Raw genomic sequence first — 21,149 nt, 5'->3', positions numbered from 1 at the left:
GCGACCCAACCGGTCGCTGCCAGCAAGATCACGTTCATCACTCTTTCAAGCAACAAGGAGCCCACCATGTCACGCCAACAGCAAGCACAGCAACTGCAACAGCAATGGGAAACCGATCCGCGCTGGAAAGGGATCAAGCGCGGCTACACGGCCGAAGACGTCGTTCGCCTGCGCGGCTCGCTGCAACCGGAGCACACGCTCGCCAAGCGCGGCGCCGAGAAACTGTGGGACCTCGTCAATAGCGAGCCGTTCGTCAATGCCCTCGGCGCGCTGACGGGCAACCAGGCCATGCAACAAGTGAAGGCCGGCCTCAAGGCGATTTACCTGTCGGGCTGGCAAGTGGCGGGCGACGCGAACGTAGCCGGCGAAATGTACCCGGACCAATCGCTGTACCCGGCCAACTCGGTGCCGCTCGTCGTCAAGCGGATCAACAATACGCTCACGCGCGCCGATCAGATTCAATGGTCCGAAGGCAAGAATCCCGGCGACGAAGGCTACGTCGATTTCTTCGCCCCGATCGTGGCGGATGCCGAAGCCGGCTTCGGCGGCGTGCTCAACGCCTTCGAATTGATGAAGGCGATGATCGAGGCCGGCGCCTCGGGCGTGCACTTCGAAGATCAACTCGCATCGGTCAAGAAGTGCGGCCACATGGGCGGCAAGGTCCTCGTGCCGACGCGCGAAAACGTCGCGAAGCTGACGGCGGCACGTCTCGCGGCCGACGTCTGCGGCACGCCGACCGTCCTGGTGGCGCGCACGGACGCGGAAGCGGCCGATCTCATCACCTCGGACGTCGACGACAACGACCGCCCGTTCCTTACCGGCGAGCGCACGATCGAAGGCTTCTTCCGCACGAAGCCGGGCCTGGAGCAAGCGATCTCGCGCGGACTCGCCTACGCGCCGTATGCCGATTTGATCTGGTGCGAAACGGGCAAGCCCGATCTCGAATACGCGAAGAAGTTCGCCGAAGCCATTCACAAACAGTTCCCCGGCAAGCTGCTCTCGTACAACTGCTCGCCGTCGTTCAACTGGAAGAAGAATCTCGATGATGCGACGATCGCGAAGTTCCAGAAGGAATTGGGCGCGATGGGCTACAAGTTCCAGTTCATTACGTTGGCGGGCTTTCATGCGCTCAACTACTCGATGTTCAACCTCGCGCACGGCTATGCGCGCTCGCAGATGAGCGCGTTCGTGGAACTGCAGCAAGCCGAGTTCGCCGCTGCCGAGAAGGGCTTCACCGCCGTCAAGCATCAGCGCGAAGTAGGTACCGGCTACTTCGATGCGGTCACGCAGACCGTCGAGCGTGAAGCGTCGACGACGGCGCTGCACGGCTCGACCGAAGACGAGCAATTCTTCGATGCGAAAAAGGTAGCGTAAGCGACAGGACTCGTGCAGGAGACCAGGGAGGACGCGAGCCCCGCATGCGATAGGCATGCGGGGCTTGACGTTTCGACATTCGCCCGCTCACAAGCGGGACGGCCAAACGCTGTGCGACCGATCAGCGATAGACGATCACGGGAATCTTCGTATGCGTGAGAACGCGCTGCGTCTCGCTGCCGATCAGCAGACTGCCGAGCCCCTTGCGCCCATGCGAGGCCATGAAGATGACGTCGCATCCCCCGCTCTCCGCCGCTTCGATGATGCCGAGATACGGCGACGGATGCACGCTCGTTTGACTCGTACACGCGACGCCGACGCGGCGAGCGGCCGCTTCCACCTCGTCCAAGTGTTCGCGGGCTTCGCGTTCGCTGCGCTGCTGAAAATCGTCGGGCTGCTCGACGATGACTTCCGAAAACGGCGAGTACGGATACTGCGGCAAACACGCATAAGCGGTGATGCGGGCGCCGACCGAGCGCGCGAGATCGATCGCGCCGTCGATCGCCTTTTGCGACAAATCGGAACCATCGGTCGGGACCAGGATGTGCTTGAACATGACGCCTCCCTCGTCGATTAGCGCACGCCGTGCGCGGCGGGTCGGCGGCATCGCGCACCGCGGCGCGAGCACGCTCAAGTCGATTGTAGTGCGACGCCGGCTACCCGGCGGGCGTGCTTCGGGTGACTCCGTATATCGGAAACCCGCGCGCCGCCAAGGCCCGCGGTCCGCGCCCGGCTTATTGTCGGGCGTTATTGCCAGTAGCCGGGACGCTCATAGGTATGTTTGAGGAAATCGAGAAAAAGCCGCACCCGCAACGGCAAATGTCTGCGTTGCGGGAACACGGCATGGATGCCGATCGGCGGTGCGGCGAACGCATCGAGCACGGTCACGAGCCGGCCCGCGGCGATGTCCTCTTCCGCCTCCCAAGACGAGCGCCATGCGAGGCCATGGCCCGCGAGGCACCATTCGTGCAGGACGGCGCCGTCCGAGCATTCGAGCGTACCCGATACTTTGATGGAGACCGTCTTGCCGTCTTGCTGAAACGTCCAGCCGCGCTGCTGATTGACGCCCGCGGCCAGCGCGAGACAGTTGTGATGCGCGAGATCGGCCAATGTCTGCGGCGTGCCCTGCCGCGTGAGATAGGCCGGCGCGGCCACGCAGACGCGGCGGTTCTCGGCAAGCCGCAGCAAAACGAGCGACGAATCGGGCAATTCCCCAAAACGCACGGCGCAATCGAAGCCTTCGTTGACGAGGTCGACCATGCGGTCGGACAAATCGAGGGCGATCGACACTTCGGGATGGGCCGACGCAAACGCGGGAATCAGCGGCGCAACGTGTTTGCGCCCAAAACCGGCCGGCGCCGAGATGCGCACGTGGCCGCTCGCCTTCACCCCGCCCGCCGACACGCTGGCCTCGGCGTTCTGCATGTCGTTCACGATCCGCTGGCAGTCCTCGAGAAATGCGGAGCCCTCGAACGTCAAAGTGAGCTTGCGCGTCGTGCGCACGAGCAGCTTCACGCCGAGCCGCTCCTCGAGCGCGTCCAGCCTGCGGCCGATCACGGCCGGCGCGATCCCTTCCGCCTGGGCCGCCGCCGACAGGCTGCCCTTGGCCGCGACGGCCACGAACGTCTCGATTTGCTTGAAGCGCGACATGCAACAGCCCTTTGAAAAACGATCGATCGGTAGATTATGTATCAAAAAGTCAAAGATAAAATGACGACTAGGGTCTTTTTTGACCAGCCAAGTCACAAATAGAATGTGTTCCGGACCTTTAGAGCAGGAGTCCTTGGCCATGACCTCGTCACGACGTTTTCCTAAAGCGGTGCTGTTCGATGCATACGGCACGCTGTTCGACGTTCATTCGGTGGTTGCCGCGGCTGAGCAACTGTTCCCTGGGCAAGGCGACGCGCTCTCGCAGCTTTGGCGCCTGAAGCAGATCGAATACTCGCAATTGCGTACACTGGCCGATCCGAACGGCTCGCACTACAAGCCGTTCTGGGACGTCACGCTCGATGCGTTGCGCCACGCGGCGCGTCGTTTGCGCCTACCGCTCGACGCCGCCGGCGAGAAGCGCCTCATGGATCAGTACGCCTGCCTTTCCGCATTTCCCGACACGGCACCGGCACTGCGCGCGCTGCGCGAATACGGCGCGGCGTCCGGCACTCACACGCTGGGCCTCGGCATCCTGTCGAACGGCAATCCGGGCATGCTCGATGTTGCCGTCAAGAGCGCCGGCATCGCCGACCTGTTCGATCACGTGCTGTCCGTGCACACGGTGCACGCCTACAAACCCGCTCCCGCCGCCTATGCACTGGGCACGCGCGCGTTCGACGCGAGCGCGCGCGAAATCGTCTTCGTCTCGTCGAACGGCTGGGACGTAGCGGGGGCAGGCTGGTTCGGCTACACAACGTTTTGGATCAATCGAGCGGGAGCGCCGCTCGAAGAGTTGGAATCGAAACCGCGCGGTATCGGCACCGGCATGGCCGACCTCGTCGAATTCGTCAAAACGCTCGCGCTGACCGAAAAGGATTGAAGCGTTCGGCCTCGCGCGCCACAGCCCGGCGTGCGAGGCCGTCGCAGTATTTTTGCCATTTGACCGACCAAAGGAGATCTTTCCATGGCGAACACGCTGTCGTTGCCCCAAGGTATGCAAATCACCGGCGCCATCGAGCCCGGCTTCGAAACGATTCTGACGCCTGACGCGCTCAAGCTCGTCGCCGATCTGCACCGCGCGTTCGAAGCGCGCCGCCGCGAACTGCTGCAAGCACGCGCCGAGCGTACGCAGCGGCTCGATGCCGGCGAGCGCCCCGATTTCCTCGCACAGACGAAGGCCGTGCGCGAAGGCGATTGGAAGATCGCGCCGCTGCCGAAAGACCTCGAATGCCGTCGCGTCGAGATCACGGGCCCTGTCGAGCGCAAGATGATCATCAACGCGCTGAACTCGGGCGCGGACGCCTACATGACCGACTTCGAGGATTCGAACACGCCCAACTGGCATAACCAGATCACGGGCCAGTTGAACCTGAAGGATGCCGTGCGCCGCACGATCTCGCTCGAGCAGAACGGCAAGACGTACCGGCTCAACGAGAAAATCGCCACGCTCGTGGTGCGACCGCGCGGCTGGCACCTCGACGAAAAACACGTGACGGTGGACGGTCAGCGCGTCTCGGGCGGCATTTTCGATTTCGCGCTGTTCTTGTTCCATAACGCGAAGGAACTTATCGCACGCGGTAGCGGCCCCTACTTCTACCTGCCGAAGATGGAGAGCCATCTCGAAGCGCGCCTGTGGAACGACATCTTCGTGGCCGCCCAAGAGGCCGTCGGCGTGCCGCGCGGGACGATTCGCGCGACGGTGTTGATCGAGACGATTCTCGCCGCGTTCGAGATGGACGAAATCCTGTACGAGCTGCGCGAACACAGCGCGGGCCTCAATGCGGGACGTTGGGACTACATTTTCTCCGCGATCAAGAAGTTCAAGAGCGACGAGGCGTTCTGCCTGGCCGACCGTTCGCAGATCACGATGACGGTGCCGTTCATGCGCGCTTACGCGCTGCAGTTGCTCAAGACCTGCCATAAGCGCAACGCGCCGGCGATCGGCGGCATGAGCGCCCTGATTCCGAGCAAGAGCGATGCGGCCGCCAATGAAAAAGCGATGGCCGGCGTGCGCGCGGACAAGAAGCGCGATGCGACCGACGGCTACGACGGCGGCTGGGTCGCCCATCCGGGCCTCGTGGCGGTCGCGATGGAAGAGTTCGTCGGCGTGCTCGGCGACAAGCGCAATCAAATCGCCAAACAGCGCGACGACGTGCAAGTCACGGCCAAGGACTTGCTCGACTTCCGTCCGGAAGCGCCGATCACCGAAGCGGGCCTGCGCAACAACATCAACGTCGGCGTCCACTACCTCGGCTCATGGCTCGCCGGCAACGGCTGCGTCCCGATTCACAATCTGATGGAAGATGCGGCGACAGCGGAGATTTCGCGCTCTCAAGTTTGGCAATGGATTCGCTCGCCGAAGGGCAAACTCGAGGACGGCCGCAAAGTGACAGCCGATCTCGTGCGCACGCTGATCGCCGAAGAATTGCCGAAGGTGAAGGATGCGGTGGGCGGCGATACGGCATCGTACGAACGCGCTGCCAAGATTTTCGAGAAGATGTCGACGTCGGAAACGTTTACCGACTTCCTGACGCTGCCGCTTTACGAGGAAGTGTAAGCCAGCCGTCTCGAGTGCCGCGGCCGGGCGCGATGCCTCGGCCGCAGCATGCTGCCGCGCCGATCGCGCGCGGCGCGTTCGATTACGCTCCGGCGCGGAATCAGCGGCCGTACTTCAACGTGGAGACCGCGTCGCGCGCAAGGCGATAGCTGACCCAGTCGCCTGCCTCGATACGGGGACGCCCCATGGCCGAGACATCGTCGATCGGATAGAAAAAGCATCGCAACGGACTGTCCCCCACAGCGGCGGTCACTTCGCGCGATTTGAACACGCTGTCGGTCCCTGTGTGCACGCCTTCGATGTCGTCGAGCACGGGCACGAGCGCTTCGTCGATCTCATAGACATCGCCGCGCACGAGTCCCGCCGTCTCGTCCTGCACGAGCCCCGGATAATCGCCCAAGTCGTATAGCCGCCCCGCGACGGCCGCTCTGCCGATCAGCCGCGGCGTGCCGATGCCATGGCGCGCCGCCGCCAGCCCGATGTCATTGATCTCGCCCGCTCTCAGGGTTCCGTAAATGAACACGTGTCGCATTTGCCCTCGTCCTTATTGTGTGGAATTGCACGTCGCCGGTTGTATGGCTCGGTTCAATACTTTGGACTTCGCCGGCGAACGCTCGGCGCCCAGCGCGATCCGGTACTTGACGTAGTACCGGCCATGCTCGGCTAACGCATTATGCATGGCGAATAAAGCAGGGGCGAGCTTAACCCTCCTCGTCGCGGGACACCTCGTTTCCCCCCCTTGCGGGCGTGCGAAGGCCGCAGGCCAGGCACGCCCGACACCGAACGCACGATGTGCCGCGCACATACAATAGCGATCACAGACTGCCTCCGATACGCATCACCTTTCATTTCGCCAACGCACCTTCGCCATGGACACGAACGAACCCGCCGAGCCTATGTCGACCGCGCGCGTGCGCCTCCTCGACATCCCGCCAAGGGTCGCGCCTACCTGCGCTCATCCGATTCGCGTGCGCGCCCGGCCGATGCCGGCTGGGGAGCGCATCGCGCTGCACATGCACGCGTGGGCGCAGCTCGCCTATGCGTCGCGCGGCGTGATGCGCGTCGCGGTCGAAAGCAGTACATGGATGGTGCCGCCGTCGCGGGCGATTTGGGTGCCGCCGCGCGTGCCGCATGAAATCTTCATCATAGAAGATGCGTATCTGCGCACGCTCTACATCGACGAGTCCGTCGTGCCGGGAGGGCTCGACGCATGTCGTGTCGTCGACGTCTCCGGATTGCTGCGTGAAGTCATAGCCGCACTCGACGCCGACGGCCTGGACACCGCGCGTGAGCGGCTCCTCGGCGCACTCGCACTCGACGAGATCACACGCTCCGAGCCGCTGCCGCTGTCGGTGCCCATGCCGAGCGAGAAGCGATTGCGTGCGCTCTGCGAAGCCCTGCTGGCCGATCCCGGCAACACCGACCCGCTCGAGTACTGGGCCGCGAGCGTGGGCGCGAGTACGCGTACGATCGCGCGCCTGTTTCGCCAAGAGCTCGGCATGAGCTTTTCGCAGTGGCGCCAGCAAGCGGTGCTGGCGCGCGCCATTCCATTGCTGAACCGCGGCCGTGCGCTGTCGCAAATCGCACACGAGCTCGGCTATCAGAGCCAAAGCGCATTTTCAGCGATGTTCCGGCGCGCGTTCGGCGAAAGCCCGCGTGCCTTCATGATGCGTGATGGTGGACAGGCGCCCGAACATGCCAGCGCCGACGACGACTTCGACGGCCTCCTCGAGTCCTCCGCGGGCATGTAATCCAAGCGCGGCCTCTTTACTTCGGGGGGACGCCGCATCAAACGCGCCGCGTCATATGGCGAATGGCACCCAATTGAGCGAGCCGAGGGCCGGCCAGCCGATACCCCATCCGCAAGTAGAGCCGTGCCGCGGGATTATCGACGAACACGCGCAACTGAAGCTCGTGCAGCCCCCGCTCGCGCGCCCAGCGGTGCGAAGTTTCGAGCAGGAACGTCCCCGCGCCTTGGCCGCGATGACGCTCGGCGATCTGCACGTCGCGAACGTGCAGCGAATCCCCCTCCTCGGTGAGGCGTAGCAAGCCGATCGGCTCTTGGTCGCTTTCGAGGATGAAGTTTTCCGATTCCTGCCAACTCGCAAGAAAGAGGTCGGCTCGCCAAGCCAATCGATGACGCTCGTAATAGCGGCCCATATTGGTACGCGTGAGCGCCTCACCAAAGGCGAAATCGCTCATCGACGCTTCGCGAAGGTGAAACGGCGATGGCGCACAATGCAACGGCGCGTCGGTCGGATCGAACATCGTAGGCGGAACGAAGGAACTCGCGATTACAGTAAGGCAGCATGGCGCGTCTTGCAATGGCGGATTGTCCGACCTCGCGCGAAAACGCGGCCACGCCGACGAACGAATCCACTCGCGTGGGGCGAGCCATCGGGCGAACATAAGAAAAAAGCCCGCTCGAACCTAGTTCGAACGGGCTTTTATTTGGCGGAGTGGACGGGACTCGAACCCGCGACCCCCGGCGTGACAGGCCGGTATTCTAACCAACTGAACTACCACTCCATAGCTTCCCATCGAACTCGCGAGCGCCGACCTCAACTTGCAAGCTAAAGCGCTTCATTCCGAAGCGCCACGATGTTTGGCGTCCCCTAGGGGATTCGAACCCCTGTACTCACCGTGAAAGGGTGATGTCCTAGGCCTCTAGACGAAGGGGACAAAATCTTTTCACTTCTTGCTTCTCGCTTTTAACTTTCGTCAACAGCGAAGAACGCCATTCTAACTCGCCAATCGGTGGTTGTGAAGTTTTTTCTTTCAAACACTGCGCTTCGAAAGCACTTCGCAATCACCCACCGGCCATGCCGCGCAATATAAAGCTACACGCGTTCGCTCGAACAGCGGAGCCTCGTATTATACGCACGCCTCACGCAGCTTCGCAAGCAATTTTGCTTAGCGACGATTGCGGCCGCGCCGCACCACCGAGCGCTCGAATACCACCGCTAGCCGTCATGTCGCTATCGCTTCTCTCACTTCGAACCGAACGCCACGGCGACGAAAACTGCGCAACGCGCGTATACGTTGGCGAAGCCGGAAAAAGAAAAAGCCCTGGAAAACCAGAGCTTTTCTTTAGGCTGTCTGCGATGTTTGGTGGAGGTAAGCGGGATCGAACCGCTGACCTCTTGCATGCCATGCAAGCGCTCTCCCAGCTGAGCTATACCCCCTTGCAGAACAGAAACGAGATTCTATAGGCCCCTTCACGGCTTGTAAATACCCTTCGTCGATCTTTCTGCATTTTCCGCGAGACGACGAATCGAGTCCGCTCGATTATCGAGCCAACCCGAGCCAACCCGAGCCAACCCGAACCGTCCAACGTCCAACGTCAAGCACTCAACGCCGCGCCGATCCGACTCACGACGCGCTCGCGACCGAACAATACGAGCACGGCGTCGATCGACGGCGTATGGGTTGTACCGGCAACGAGCAAACGCACGGGCATGGCGAGTTGCGGCATCTTGAGCTTATGCGCAGCGAGCGTTGCCTTCAGCGCGGCCGAGATGCCCTCCTTCGTCCACTCACAAGCGCGCAGCGCATCGACGAGTTCCGCGAGCGCGGGCCGCACCGCATCGGTCACATGCTGCTCGAGTGCCTCGGGCTCCGGCGCCGGCGTGCGGTAGAACATCGCCGCGTTCTCGGCAATCTCTTTGATCGTCGTGGCGCGGTCCTTCATCAGCGCGACGACCGACGCCGCATCGGGCCCCTGGGCGAGCGCCGCCTCGTCGATGCCGAGCGCCGCCAAGAACGGCTTGGCCAACTGCGCGAGCCGCGCACCGTCGGCTTCCTTGATGTAGTGGTTGTTCAGCCAGTTCAGCTTGTTGTGATCGTACTGAGCCGGCGACTTGCCCAGATGCTCCAGGTTGAACCACTCGATGAACTGTTCGCGCGAAAAGATCTCGGCATCGCCGTGCGACCAACCGAGGCGCGCGAGATAGTTGAGCACCGCTTCGGGCAAATAGCCGGCATCGCGATAACCCGTCACGCTCATCGCGCCGTGCCGCTTGCTCATCTTCTCGCCCGCTTCGTTGAGCACGGTCGGCAAATGCGCATAGACCGGCGTCTGCCCGCCGAGCGCGCGCAAGATGTTGATCTGGCGCGGCGTGTTGTTCACGTGATCGTCGCCGCGAATCACGTGCGTGATACGCATGTCGAGATCGTCGACGACGACGCAGAAGTTGTAGGTCGGCGTGCCGTCAGGGCGCGCGATGACGAGATCGTCGAGTTCGTCGTTCGAGATTTCGACAGGGCCCTTGACCGCGTCGTCCCAAGCGACCACGCCCGTCAGCGGATTCTTGAAGCGGATCACGGGCTCGATGCCGGCCGGCGGCGTCGGCAAGGTCTTGCCGGGCTCGGGGCGCCAAGTGCCGTCGTAGCGCGGCTTCTCGCCGGCCTCGCGTTGCCGCTCGCGCAACGCATCGAGCTCTTCGACCGACATATAGCAGCGATACGCGAGGCCTTGCTCGAGCATCTGCTCAACGACCTCGCGATAGCGGTCCATGCGCTGCATCTGATAGAACGGGCCTTCGTCGAAGTCGAGGCCGAGCCACGCCATGCCTTCGAGAATCGCGTCGACCGATTCGGACGTCGAGCGCTCCACGTCGGTATCCTCGATCCGCAGGATGAACGTGCCTTTCATCTTGCGCGCGAACGCCCACGGGTAGAGCGCGGAGCGGATGTTGCCGAGGTGGATGAAACCAGTGGGGCTCGGAGCGAAACGGGTACGAACGGTGGTCATAGGTAGCGTCGATGGTTCGAGGGCAGGCAGGCGCGTGGACGGCATGCCGTAGAGCGAACGGAAAATAGACGGCAATTATAACCGGCGCCTCGCGGCCCGCCCGGTGCCGAGCGCACCGCGCCGAGTAAGCCCCGCGCAAGCTGCGCCCAATCGCTTTGCCGTATGATGTGCGCGCGCCGCCTTGCGCGCGGCGTGCCGGGGCGGTGCCGATCCGAGCCCGGCGCATCGATGCGCGCCCCGCTCGGCGCGCGGCCGGAGATACCGTTGAAACCGTCTTCCCCTCGCCTCACTCGCCGCGGATTTTCCGTCGTTTGCGCCTCGGCCCTACTCGCGGCCTGCGCCTCGCCCACGACCCGCCCGGTCGCTTCGGTTGCACCGGCCCAGCCGCCGGCCGTGCCGCCAAGACCGCTTCGCATCGGGCTCGCGCTCGGCGGCGGCGCCGCGCGCGGCTTCGCCCATATCGGCGTCATCAAGGCGCTCGAAGCGCGCGGGCTGCAGATCGACCTCGTCTGCGGCACGAGCGCGGGCTCCGTCGTCGGCGCGCTTTACGCCTCGGGCATGACGGGCCTGCAAATCAATAAGTTGGCACTGACGATGGATCAAGCATCCATCAGCGATTGGGCCATGCCGTTTCGCACGCGCGGTTTCCTGCAAGGCGTCGCCTTGCAGCACTACGTCGATTCGACGCTGCACGATCGGCCGATCGAAAAAATGGTGAAGCCGCTCGGCATCGTCGCCACCGATCTGCGCAGCGGCCAGCCGATTCTCTTTCAGCGCGGCGATACCGGCATCGCGGTGCGGGCGTCGTGCAGCGTTCCGTCCATCTTCGAACCGGTCAAGATCGCCGGGCACGAGTACGTGGACGGCGGACTCGTGAGCCCTGTGCCGGCCTCGTTCGCGCGCAAGATGGGCGCCGACTTCGTCATTGCCGTCGACATCTCGGCCGATCCGGAAACCGCGCTGACGCAGAACTCATTCGACGTACTGCTGCAAACGTTCACGATCATGGGCCAAACGATCAAGACCTATGAGCTCGAGAAATACGCCGATTTCGTGATTCGCCCCAACCTCGCGGCGATGAGCGGTGCCGATTTCAGTCAACGCAACGAAGCGATTCTCGCCGGTGAATCGGCTGTTGCTCGGCTGTACGGCGAGTTGGAACGCAAACTCGCCGAGCGGCGCGCAGGAACGGCCGCCGCAGCTTGAACGGTTTGGCGCCGGCGCCGGCTACGACGAAAACGAAAAGCAGAAAGCCAAAGCCCGCTCGAAGCGGGCTTGATGAGACGATCGGCCTAATCGAAACGACCCGATCGACTTACGCTGATCGGGTCGTTGTTTTCAGCCGCGACCCGCTATGAAACGAGATCAACTGCGGAGATCAACTGCGGAGATCAACTGCGGAGATCAATCACGGGATCAAGCGCAAATCACGTCAATTGCTACCGATGCTGCTCGCTTCGCCGCGGGCGTTGCCGTCGACGCCGAGCGTTGCACTCACGCGCTTGCGCAAATCGTCAGCCTGGCCCGGAAACTGAGTTTCGATCCGGCGTGCGCCCGTAAAGTGCTTTTCCCAGTAGCTGTCGTCGAGATCGTCGACGCGGATCGTGCTGCCCGTGGACGGAGAATGCACGAACTTGTTGCCGCCGATGTAGATGCCAACGTGCGAGAACGTGCGGCGCATCGTATTGAAGAACACGAGATCGCCCGGCTTCAGGTCGGCCAATCTGACCTTCTCTCCGACGCGACTCATTTCCTCGGCGCGGCGCGGCAGCGCCAAACCGAGCGTGTCTTGGAATACGTAGCGCACGAAACCGCTGCAATCGAGCCCTGAGTCCGGCGAGCTGCCACCCCAGCGGTAGCGCACGCCGATCATGTTCAGTGCGCCCACGACGACATCACCGGCCTTACCCGCCATTCCCGACAGGAACGCCTTGGCACGGCCGCTCGGGGTCGTTTCGTTGGTCGACTGCGCAGGCAAAGCGGAAGCGAGGGAAGAGGACGAGACTTCCGACTCGATCTGAGCCGGAGTGGGAGAAGCGATTTGCTGCGAATTGTTCGTTTCGTCTGCAAACGCGCCGTTTGCTGCCGTCATCAACACGCCAATGAACATCCCGGCGACGACGCGCGTACAAGCCTGGGCAAAATATCGGTGCTGCATTGGTCGGTAGGTTTTGCTTAAGAATCAGGGAATTGTGAAAAGTTTGGACGATACTAGCCACGATGTTACCGAATGTCAAAACAAATTAAAAAAACAATCGGGGTACCGTGTTAATTGCCGTGATTTACTCTTGCAGACTCGCGTGCAGGAGTTTTCGCGTATACGGATGCGCCGGTTCGGAGAAGATTTTTTCGACATCGCCCGTTTCAACGATCGCTCCGTTTTGCATGACCACCACCCGGTGCGCCATCGCCCCTATTACCGCCAGGTCATGGCTGATGAATACGAAGCCCAGGTTGTATTTGTGCTGCAGCGTTGTTAATAGGGTTAGAACTTGCTGCTGGATCGAGACGTCGAGCGCGCTCGTCGGCTCGTCGAGCACGAGCAGGCGCGGCTCGAGCACGAGCGCGCGGGCGATCGCGATCCGCTGCCGTTGCCCGCCCGAAAATTCGTGCGGGTAGCGCGCCAGCGCCGTCCGATCGATCCCCACTTCGCGCAGCGCCGCGACCACCTTATCGTGCCGGGCGGCTGCATCGAGCTGCGGGCAGTGCAACGCGAGCCCCTCGCCGACGACGCGCTCGATCGTCTGCCGCGGCGAAAGCGAACTGAAGGGATCTTGAAAGACGACCTGCATATTCGAGCGCAGGAGCGTCTGCTCGCGGCCTCGATAGGCAGACAGCGGCCGGCCTTGGAACTCGATCGCCCCGCCCGCCGTGCGCTGCAGCCCGAGCAGCGCCATTGCCAGCGTCGACTTGCCCGAGCCCGACTCGCCGACGATGCCAAGCGTTTCGCCTTGCCTCACGCTCAACGAAGCGTTCGAGACCGCTTCGAAACGGCCGGGGCGGAACCATCCGCGCATACCGGACGCCTTCGTCGGGAACGCCACCGACACACCTTGCGCGTCGAGCAGCACCGGGGCGATCGGTAGCACCGGTGTCACCTGCCGCTGTGGACGGCTCGCGATCAATCGCTGCGTGTACGGATGCTGCGGCGCTTCGAAGATACGCTCGACCGAACCGCTTTCCACGAGCACGCCCTGCTCCATCACCACCACGCGCTGTGCGAATCTCCGCACCAGATTGAGGTCGTGCGTGATCAACAGCACGGCCATGCCGCGCTTTTGCGCCTCGTCGCGCTGGATGTCGAGCAGCAGGTCGACGATCTGCGCTCGAATCGTGACGTCGAGCGCGGTCGTGGGTTCGTCGGCCAGCAACAGACGCGGACGGCACGCGAGCGCCATCGCGATCATCGCGCGCTGACGCTGCCCCCCCGAAAGCTGATGCGGATAGCTGAGCACCCGCTTTCCAGGCTCGGTCACGCCTGTGCGCGCCAGCAGCTCGACGGCGCGCACACGACCTTGCTGCGCCGGCACGCCCTCATGCGCGACGATCGTCTCGGCAATCTGCTCGCCGATCGTATACAGCGGATTGAGCGCCGTCATCGGCTCTTGAAAGATCATCGCGATCTGCGAGCCGCGCAGGCCCTGCATGGCGCGCTCGCTCTTGCCGAGCAAATCCTCGCCCGCCAAGCGGATCGCGCCGCTCACTTGCGCATCGCGCAAGAGCCGCAAGATCGAGAGTGCCGTGACGGTCTTGCCCGAACCCGACTCGCCGACGAGCGCGACGCGCTCGCCCTGCCCGATCGCAAACGTCAGATCGTCGACGGCAACCGTATCGCCGAACGCAATACGCAGGTGCTCGAGCGCTAGGAGCGGCTCGGTCTGCGCGGCCGCGGCGTCATGCGTGCCTTGCGTGGCAAATGCGGCGCTCATTGATTCCCTCCTGCCCGCATCGCATCGGCAATGCGCGTATCGAGTGCGTTGCGCAGCGCATCGCCCATGAACGTCAACAGCAGCAGCGTGACGACCAGCACGCCGAACGTCGACAGCGAAATCCACCAAGCGTCGAGATTGGCCTTGCCCTCGGCAAGCAATTCACCCAAGCTCGGCGTGGGCGGCGGCACACCGAGGCCGAGGAAGTCGAGGCTCGTCAGCGCCAGAATCGATCCGCTCATGCGAAACGGCAAGAACGTGATGACGGGCGTCATGCTGTTGGGCAGCACGTGGCGCCAGATGATTTGCCAATTCGAAAGCCCGATCGCGCGCGCGGCACGCACGTAGTCCTGCGTCCGATGGCGCAGGCACTCGGCGCGCACGTAATCGGACAAGCCGATCCAGCCGAACAGCGACAGCAAGACGATGAGCAGCACGAAACTCGGCTCGAAGATCGACGCGAAGATGATCAGCAAATACAGCTCGGGCAAGGCGCTCCAGATTTCGATCAAGCGTTGCCCGACGATGTCGATGCGACCACCGAAATACCCCTGCACCGCGCCCGCGGCAATGCCGAGCACGCTGCCGATCAACGTCAGCACCAAAGCGAACTCGACCGACACGCGAAAGCCGTACAAGAGCCGCGCGAATACGTCACGCCCCTGGGCATCGGTGCCGAGCCAGTTTTCGTGCGAAGGCGGCGCGGGATTGGGCTCGCGCGAGAAGTAATTGAGCGTGTCGTAGTAGTAATGATTCGGCGGATAGACGGCGAAATTGCCCGGCAACGCGAAGCGACGCCGCACGAACGGGTCGAGGTAATCGGCCGGCGTGGGAAAGTCGCCGCCGAAGGTGGTCTCGGCGTACGTCTTCACGATCGGAAAATACAGATGGCCGTCGTAGCGCACGACGAGCGGTTTGTCGTTCGACCATAGCGGCCCGGCCAAGCTCAAGGCGAAGGCGATGACGAACAGCACGAGGCTCCAATAACCGAGGCGCTGCGCCTTGAAGCGCTGCCATACGCGCCGCATCGGCGAGGGCGAGGCGAGCACGCTCGGCAGCGCGCTGCGCGCAACGGCATCGGCGCCCGTACGGGGGCGAGCTTGACTCAACGTTAGCGCTCCAGTCGTTCGAATTGAATGCGCGGATCGACCCAGATGTAGCACAGATCCGAGAGCAGCTTCGTCGCGAGCCCGATCAGCGTGAAGAGATACAGCGTGCCGAGCACGACGGGATAGTCCCGGCGCACGACCGATTCATACGAGAGCAGCCCGAGCCCATCGAGCGAAAACAGCGTTTCGATCAGCAAGCTGCCCGTAAAGAACGCGCCGATGAAGGCGGCCGGAAATCCGACCACGAGCGGCAGCATCGCATTGCGCAATACGTGCTTCCAGAGCACGCGCTTTTCGCTCAAACCCTTCGCGCGCGCCGTCAGCACGTACTGCTTTTTGATCTCGTCGAGAAATGCGTTCTTCGTCAGCATCGTGATGACGGCGAAGCTGCCGACGACCGACGCCGTCACGGGCAGCGCGATGTGCCAAAGGTAATCGACGATCTTGCCGAGCAGACTCAACTGCGAGAAGTTGTCCGACACCAAGCCGCGCAGCGGGAAGATTTGCAGAAACGAGCCGCCGCCGAACAGCACGAGCAGCAGCACGCCGAGCACGAAACCTGGAATCGCGTAGCCGACGAGCACGACGAGGCTCGTCGCCACGTCGAACGGCGAGCCGTTGCGTATGGCCTTGGCAATACCGAGCGGCACCGATATCAGATACGAGAGGAAAAACGTCCATAGCCCGATGCTGATCGACACGGGCAGCTTCGACACGACGAGCGACCACACGCTCTGATGGTGGAAGTAGCTTTGCCCGAGGTCGAAGCGCGCGAAGCGCGACAGCATGAGCCAATAGCGCGCGAGCGGCGGCTTGTCGAAGCCATACAGCGCTTTGAGCTGCGCGAGTTGCTGCGCGTCGATGCCCGAGTGCACGCGCAGGCCGAACGGCCGCGCCTGCCCCTCTTGCGCCGTTCCCTTGCGCAGCTCGTAGGCCGCTTGCTCGACGGGGCCTCCCGGCACGAACTGAATGACGGCGAACGTCACCGTCAGCACGCCGAGCAGCGTCGGAATCATCAGCAGCAATCGTTTGAGGATGTAGCTCCACATAATCGGGCACCAGTGGACGAGCGAAGCAAAATCGAAGGAAGGCCGCCGCGCGATGCGGTTCGTTTTCAGCGCGCCACGGCCTGAGTCCCGCCATGCGACGACGGCGCGACCCACCATGTCGACACGATCCAATCGTTCGCCGAATAGTACAGCGGCAGCGTCGCCGGATAACGCAGCGTGCGCTTATAGGCGATGCGATGCGTGGTGCTGTACCACTGCGGCACGACATAGTAGCCGTGCATGAGCACCCGATCGAGCGCGCGCGCCGCATCGACGAGCTGCTCCTTCGTCTGCGCATGCACGAGCGCGCGCAAGATCGCATCGACGGCCGGCGACTTGAGGCCCATCAGATTGTCCGAGCCCTGCTCGTCGGCGGACTCGCTGCCGAAGCGCGAGACCTGCTCGGTTCCCGGCACTTGCACTTCCGGGTAGCGCAGCGACGTCATGTCGAAATCGAACGTGTCGTAGCGCTTTTGGATCAATGCGAAATCGACCGTACGGAAAATCGCTTCGATACCGAGCTTCTGCAAATTGCGGATGTAGGCGGCCGCCACGGGCTCCATCGATGCGCCTGAGTCGTCGAGGATCTCGAACCGGAACGGCTGCCCCTGTGCATTTCGCAGCGCGCCGTCGCGATAGTGCCAGCCGGCTTCGGCCAGCAGCGCGCGCGCCTTGAGCAGATTGGCGCGCAGCGAACCGGGCGGATCGGTGACCGGCTGCACCGTCATCGGCCCGAATACCGAAGGGTCGAGCTGCGCGCGCAGCGGGTTCAATATCGCCAGCTCGCCGGCGCTCGGCATGCCGCTCGCCTGCTGGACGCTATCGGCGAAGTAGCTGTCGAGCCGCGTATAGCCCCCAAAAAACAGTTGCCGATTCAGCCACTCGAAATCGAATGCGAGGTCCAGCGCCTTGCGCACTCGGATGTCCTTAAACAGCGGCCGCCGCAAATTCATCACGAAGCCTTGCATGCCCGTGCCGTTGTGCTGGCGGAACTCGCGCTTGACGAGTTCGCCGTCATCGAAGCGCTTGCCCACGTCGCGCCGCGCCCAATTGCGAGCGATGTACTCGACGAGCGCATCGTATTCGCCGGCCTTGAAGGCTTCGAGCCGCGCGGTGCTGTCGGCGTAGAGCTTATACGTGATGTAGTCGAAATTGTCGGTGCCGACCCGCACGGGCAATGTCGCCCCCCAATACGACGGATCGCGCCGATAAGTGATCGTCTGGCCGTTGTCGTAACGATCGATGACGTACGGGCCGCTGCCGATCGGCCGTTGGAACGCGAGTTGATCGAACGGTATGCGCGTGCCGTCGGGCTTCATCCCCCACTTGTGCGAAAAGATCGGGATGCTGCCGGCAAGCAGCGGCAGCTCTCGGTTCGGCTGACGAAATTCGAAGCGGATCGTCGCCGGATCGACGATGACCGCGCGCGCGATGTCGCCGAAGAACACGGCGTACTGCGGCGCCGCTTGCGGGCTCTTGAGCGTATCGAACGAGTACTTGACGTCCTCGGCCGTAACCGGATCGCCGTTCGAAAAACGCGCGCGCGGATTGATGTGGAACGTGACGGACAAGCGATCGGGTGCGATACGGATATCGTCGGCGAGCAGCCCATATGCCGATGCCGCTTCGTCGCTGCTGCCGGTCGTCAAGCTCTCGAACAGCATTTCGACGCCGGGGGCCGGGTTGCCGCGCAGCGTGAACGGATTGAACTTGTCGAAGCTCGTCAGCCGATTCGGATTGGCCAAGACGAGCGTGCCGCCTTTCGGCGCGTCGGGGTTCACGTAATCGAAGTGCTTGAAGCTCGGCGGGTACTTGGGCTCGCCGAATTGCGCGATCGCATAGACGGCGTGGGCGGGCGTTGCCGCGCCGAGCGCCCAGACGAAACAGCATGCGAGAAGAAGACGCCATGCGAAAAACTTGCGGGCGCTCAGCGGCGTGCATGAGCGCCGGCCTATCGTCGTCGTCGTCACCGTCATCGGAAGATCGGAAGTGGCAATGTGAGAGAATTCTACCCAAACCCGTACCGCCACCGACGTGCAGCGCTTGCGCGCACGGCGCCGGCACCGATAACACTAGGAGAATTCATGGGCTTCCTCGCTGGAAAACGCATTTTGCTGACCGGTCTGCTGTCGAACCGCTCGATCGCCTACGGCATCGCGCAAGCCTGCAAACGCGAAGGCGCCGAGCTCGCCTTCACGTATGTCGGCGATCGGTTCAAAGACCGCGTCACCGAATTCGCCGCTGAATTCGGCAGCGAACTCGTGTTTCCGTGCGACGTCGCCGACGACGCGCAGATCGAAGCACTCTTCGCTTCGCTGGGGCAGCACTGGGCGACACTCGACGGCCTGGTTCACTCGATCGGCTTCGCGCCGCGCGAGGCGATCGCCGGCGATTTTCTCGAAGGCATGACGCGCGAGGGCTTTCGCATCGCGCACGACATCTCGGCGTACAGCTTCCCCGCCCTCGCCAAGGCCGCACTGCCGATGCTGTCGCAGAACGCCTCGTTGCTGACGCTCTCGTATCTCGGCGCCGAGAAGGTCATTCCGAACTACAACACGATGGGCGTCGCCAAGGCCGCGCTCGAAGCGTGCGTGCGCTACATGGCCGGATCGGTCGGACCGAAGGGAGTGCGCGTCAACGGCATCTCGGCGGGCCCGATCAAGACGCTGGCCGCGAGCGGCATCAAAGGCTTCGGCAAGATTCTCGACTTCGTCGAAAACGCTGCGCCGCTCAAGCGCAACGTGACCATCGAGCAAGTCGGCAATGTCGCCGCGTTCTTGTTGTCCGATCTCGCGAGCGGCGTGACGGCCGAGATCATGCACGTCGACAGCGGCTTCAACGCCGTCGTCGGTGGGATGGCGATCGAAGCGGCCGAGTGAGGTTCGTTTTACTCGTGCTGTTCGTACGATTGATGCGCCCTGTGCGCGCTCGCGCGGCTCAAAAGCGGTAAGCGCGTACATTCGGCATTCGGTGTTCGGTCGAACCCAAATAAAAACCGCCTGCGGCGTATTGCCGAGGCGGTTTTTATTTTATCCCGGCGAGCCACGCAGCCCCGCCGAAAGTCTTCCCTGATTGCCTGCCGTTCAGGACCGAGGATCGATCGAGATCATCGAGGATCAGTGGCCCCAGTGGCCTCGATCATGATCGTACCCGCGGCCGCCGTGATGACGATACCATTCATCGTGACCCCACCAGCGGCGACCGTCCCAGTAGCGGCCGTCATGCCAGCCGATCACGATCATCGGCGCGGCGTACACGGGAGCCGGTTGATAGACGACGGGCGGCGGAGGCGGCGCATAGACCGGCGCGGGTGCAACGTACACCGGTGCGGGAATGCCGATGTTGATGCCGATGCCCACCCCCGCCATTGCCGAGGTGGATACGCCGACGGCAAGCGCACCGACGGCTAATGAAACGACGTGTGCAAGAGATTTCATGGTTTCACCCTTCAAATACGTAGCGTGGTTGGATGCCACTATAGCGCGGCGAGTCCGATAGTCGTATTTCAAACTTGTAACTATTGCTGCAGAACATCTTGTGTTGCGCTTCCCCCTTTTTCCTCGACTCCGCGCTCGACGTTAGCGGCCGATACGGCGCAATACCTTGCCGCCGCGTGCGGGTGCCGCAACGCTCACCAGCGCGTCGCCGTCGAACAACGACGCCGTCGTATCATCCCCGACCTGTCGCGACGAAACGACATGCCCACCCGCCAGATCGATGTCGAGCATCAGCGTGCCATGCTCGCTGCCGCACGCCTTTCCCACTGCCTGCAAAATCGAATCCTTGGCTCCCAGCGCATCTACGCTGCAAATCGCTTTCGGTTCCGAGAATCGTTGCACCACGCGTCCCGATGCATCGACAACGGAAACGAGCAGATGGTCATCGCTCAAGCCGATGTCCGCGATGCTGCCGTCCGGCAGGAAGACGGCATCTTCCGACTGAGTCGCCAGCGGATAGACGAGCGTCGACCACACGTAACGCGCTTTGCCGAAATCGACTTTGGAAACCGCATACCCCTCGTGAGCCGCAGCGGTCGTACCCGCGTTGGACAGGAATTGCCCGGCAATCAGTAGGCTTTGTCCTTCGAGCTTCGCATGCGTCCCCAGCCAGAATGCCCCGGTGGGTAAAACGACCCGTTGCTGGCGCGCGAGGTCCTGATCGAAGCGCGCGAGAAACAAGCTTCGCTTGCCGCCGTGATCGATCGAATCGGTGCTCGCGCCGCCGACGAGCGACAATCCCTCCGGTCCAGCCTCGAGCAGGTTGGACCATACGTCGAAGCCGACGTCGACGCGCCGTGCCTTCAGCAGTTTTCCCGTGGGAGAAATCTTGCTGAGCACCACTTCGGATTGGCTCTGATCCGCAACGGAATCCGTGCGCTCCTCCGTGAGCGCATAGAAGAACGGGCCGCTTCGCACGCATTTGAGCGCCGTGTTGTCGAAGTGATCCTTGGCGTACGGAATGTCGGTCTTCCACACGACGCGACGCTCATGCGTATCGACGAGCACTACCATTGCGCTCTCGTTCGGCACGTCGTCGTGATAGACGGCGCCGGCAAGGCAATACAGCCCGCCGCCGACCGCCGTGATCGCGGAGGCGGTAAACGCCGCGGGAACGTTCAAAGGAATGTCGGCGGAAGGCGCTTGCGCGGCAAACGCGTTTCGTCCAGCGAGCGCCACGAACACATGCACGGCCGTTAGCAGGAACGTGCGCAATCTCTTCATCTTTTTT

The 21,149-nt window shown here is 62.9% G+C and carries 18 protein-coding genes and 3 tRNA genes; 6 read left to right on the top strand and 15 right to left on the bottom strand.

Annotated features, from left to right (window positions below; genetic code table 11):
• The first annotated feature begins 66 nt into the window (after positions 1-66).
• Complete coding sequence (gene aceA / locus J3485_RS08230) at positions 67-1,374, top strand: isocitrate lyase (protein ID WP_206952005.1); 1,308 nt, start codon at positions 67-69, stop codon at positions 1,372-1,374.
• 121 nt (positions 1,375-1,495) lie between these two features.
• On the opposite strand, the gene J3485_RS08225 is transcribed toward aceA, so the two are convergent.
• Together J3485_RS08225 and J3485_RS08220 are read right to left on the bottom strand one after the other, a co-directional pair.
• Positions 1,496-1,930 carry a universal stress protein gene (locus J3485_RS08225; protein ID WP_206952004.1) on the bottom strand — a complete coding sequence of 145 codons (435 nt, stop codon included), beginning with the start codon at positions 1,928-1,930 and terminating at the stop codon, positions 1,496-1,498.
• Positions 1,931-2,121: 191 nt separating this feature from the next.
• Positions 2,122-3,024, bottom strand: a complete 903-nt coding sequence (locus tag J3485_RS08220; protein ID WP_206952003.1) for a LysR family transcriptional regulator — start codon at positions 3,022-3,024, stop codon at positions 2,122-2,124.
• A gap of 139 nt (positions 3,025-3,163) precedes the next feature.
• Between J3485_RS08220 and J3485_RS08215 the strand changes: the two genes are divergently transcribed.
• On the top strand, positions 3,164-3,904 hold the full coding sequence (locus J3485_RS08215) for a haloacid dehalogenase type II (RefSeq protein WP_206952002.1): 741 nt from the start codon (positions 3,164-3,166) through the stop codon (positions 3,902-3,904).
• 84 nt (positions 3,905-3,988) lie between these two features.
• The gene (aceB, locus tag J3485_RS08210; protein ID WP_206952001.1) at positions 3,989-5,581 is read left to right on the top strand and encodes a malate synthase A; all 1,593 of its coding nucleotides are present in this window, start codon (positions 3,989-3,991) and stop codon (positions 5,579-5,581) included.
• A 100-nt stretch (positions 5,582-5,681) separates the two neighbouring features.
• Here the strand turns inward: aceB and J3485_RS08205 are convergent, their stop codons facing one another.
• Complete coding sequence (locus tag J3485_RS08205) at positions 5,682-6,113, bottom strand: gamma-glutamylcyclotransferase family protein (protein ID WP_206952000.1); 432 nt, start codon at positions 6,111-6,113, stop codon at positions 5,682-5,684.
• Positions 6,114-6,450: 337 nt separating this feature from the next.
• Between J3485_RS08205 and J3485_RS08200 the strand changes: the two genes are divergently transcribed.
• Entirely contained in the window at positions 6,451-7,332 is an 882-nt protein-coding gene (locus J3485_RS08200; RefSeq protein WP_374192414.1) for an AraC family transcriptional regulator, read from the top strand.
• Between the two features lie 37 nt (positions 7,333-7,369).
• On the opposite strand, the gene J3485_RS08195 is transcribed toward J3485_RS08200, so the two are convergent.
• The 5 genes from J3485_RS08195 to gltX form a co-directional block, all read right to left on the bottom strand.
• A complete protein-coding gene (locus J3485_RS08195) occupies positions 7,370-7,849 on the bottom strand; it encodes a GNAT family N-acetyltransferase (protein ID WP_206951999.1) in 480 nt (159 codons plus the stop codon).
• Between the two features lie 184 nt (positions 7,850-8,033).
• A tRNA-Asp gene (locus tag J3485_RS08190) sits at positions 8,034-8,110 on the bottom strand.
• Positions 8,111-8,187: 77 nt separating this feature from the next.
• Positions 8,188-8,263 (bottom strand) — tRNA-Glu (locus J3485_RS08185).
• A 427-nt stretch (positions 8,264-8,690) separates the two neighbouring features.
• A tRNA-Ala gene (locus tag J3485_RS08180) sits at positions 8,691-8,766 on the bottom strand.
• A gap of 158 nt (positions 8,767-8,924) precedes the next feature.
• Positions 8,925-10,334, bottom strand: coding sequence for a glutamate--tRNA ligase (gene gltX, locus J3485_RS08175; RefSeq protein ID WP_206951998.1), 1,410 nt, complete (start codon positions 10,332-10,334; stop codon positions 8,925-8,927).
• Positions 10,335-10,496: 162 nt separating this feature from the next.
• On the opposite strand from gltX, the gene J3485_RS08170 reads away from it, so the two are divergent.
• On the top strand, positions 10,497-11,540 hold the full coding sequence (locus J3485_RS08170) for a patatin-like phospholipase family protein (protein WP_374192413.1): 1,044 nt from the start codon (positions 10,497-10,499) through the stop codon (positions 11,538-11,540).
• 226 nt (positions 11,541-11,766) lie between these two features.
• Here J3485_RS08170 and J3485_RS08165 read toward each other — a convergent pair whose 3' ends face one another.
• From J3485_RS08165 to J3485_RS08145, 5 genes are all read right to left on the bottom strand, one after another.
• Positions 11,767-12,492, bottom strand: coding sequence for a C40 family peptidase (locus J3485_RS08165; RefSeq protein WP_206951997.1), 726 nt, complete (start codon positions 12,490-12,492; stop codon positions 11,767-11,769).
• Between the two features lie 124 nt (positions 12,493-12,616).
• Positions 12,617-14,263: an ABC transporter ATP-binding protein gene (locus J3485_RS08160; RefSeq protein ID WP_206951996.1), complete on the bottom strand. Its 1,647-nt coding sequence runs from the start codon at positions 14,261-14,263 to the stop codon at positions 12,617-12,619.
• On the bottom strand, positions 14,260-15,291 hold the full coding sequence (locus tag J3485_RS08155) for an ABC transporter permease (RefSeq protein ID WP_206955708.1): 1,032 nt from the start codon (positions 15,289-15,291) through the stop codon (positions 14,260-14,262). The genes J3485_RS08160 and J3485_RS08155 overlap by 4 nt, the downstream gene beginning before the upstream one ends.
• An 83-nt stretch (positions 15,292-15,374) precedes the next feature.
• The gene (locus tag J3485_RS08150) at positions 15,375-16,421 is read right to left on the bottom strand and encodes a microcin C ABC transporter permease YejB (protein WP_206951995.1); all 1,047 of its coding nucleotides are present in this window, start codon (positions 16,419-16,421) and stop codon (positions 15,375-15,377) included.
• A gap of 65 nt (positions 16,422-16,486) precedes the next feature.
• Positions 16,487-18,397: an extracellular solute-binding protein gene (locus tag J3485_RS08145; protein ID WP_206951994.1), complete on the bottom strand. Its 1,911-nt coding sequence runs from the start codon at positions 18,395-18,397 to the stop codon at positions 16,487-16,489.
• Positions 18,398-18,505: 108 nt separating this feature from the next.
• Between J3485_RS08145 and fabI the strand changes: the two genes are divergently transcribed.
• On the top strand, positions 18,506-19,300 hold the full coding sequence (gene fabI / locus J3485_RS08140) for an enoyl-ACP reductase FabI (protein WP_206951993.1): 795 nt from the start codon (positions 18,506-18,508) through the stop codon (positions 19,298-19,300).
• 237 nt (positions 19,301-19,537) lie between these two features.
• On the opposite strand, the gene J3485_RS08135 is transcribed toward fabI, so the two are convergent.
• A complete protein-coding gene (locus tag J3485_RS08135; RefSeq protein WP_206951992.1) occupies positions 19,538-19,858 on the bottom strand; it encodes a hypothetical protein in 321 nt (106 codons plus the stop codon).
• 141 nt (positions 19,859-19,999) lie between these two features.
• The gene (locus tag J3485_RS08130; RefSeq protein WP_206951991.1) at positions 20,000-21,142 is read right to left on the bottom strand and encodes a hypothetical protein; all 1,143 of its coding nucleotides are present in this window, start codon (positions 21,140-21,142) and stop codon (positions 20,000-20,002) included.
• Positions 21,143-21,149: the final 7 nt, after the last annotated feature.

The organism is Trinickia acidisoli (assembly GCF_017315725.1).
Lineage (GTDB): Bacteria > Pseudomonadota > Gammaproteobacteria > Burkholderiales > Burkholderiaceae > Trinickia > Trinickia acidisoli.
This window is presented reverse-complemented; position numbering and strand designations above follow the sequence as displayed.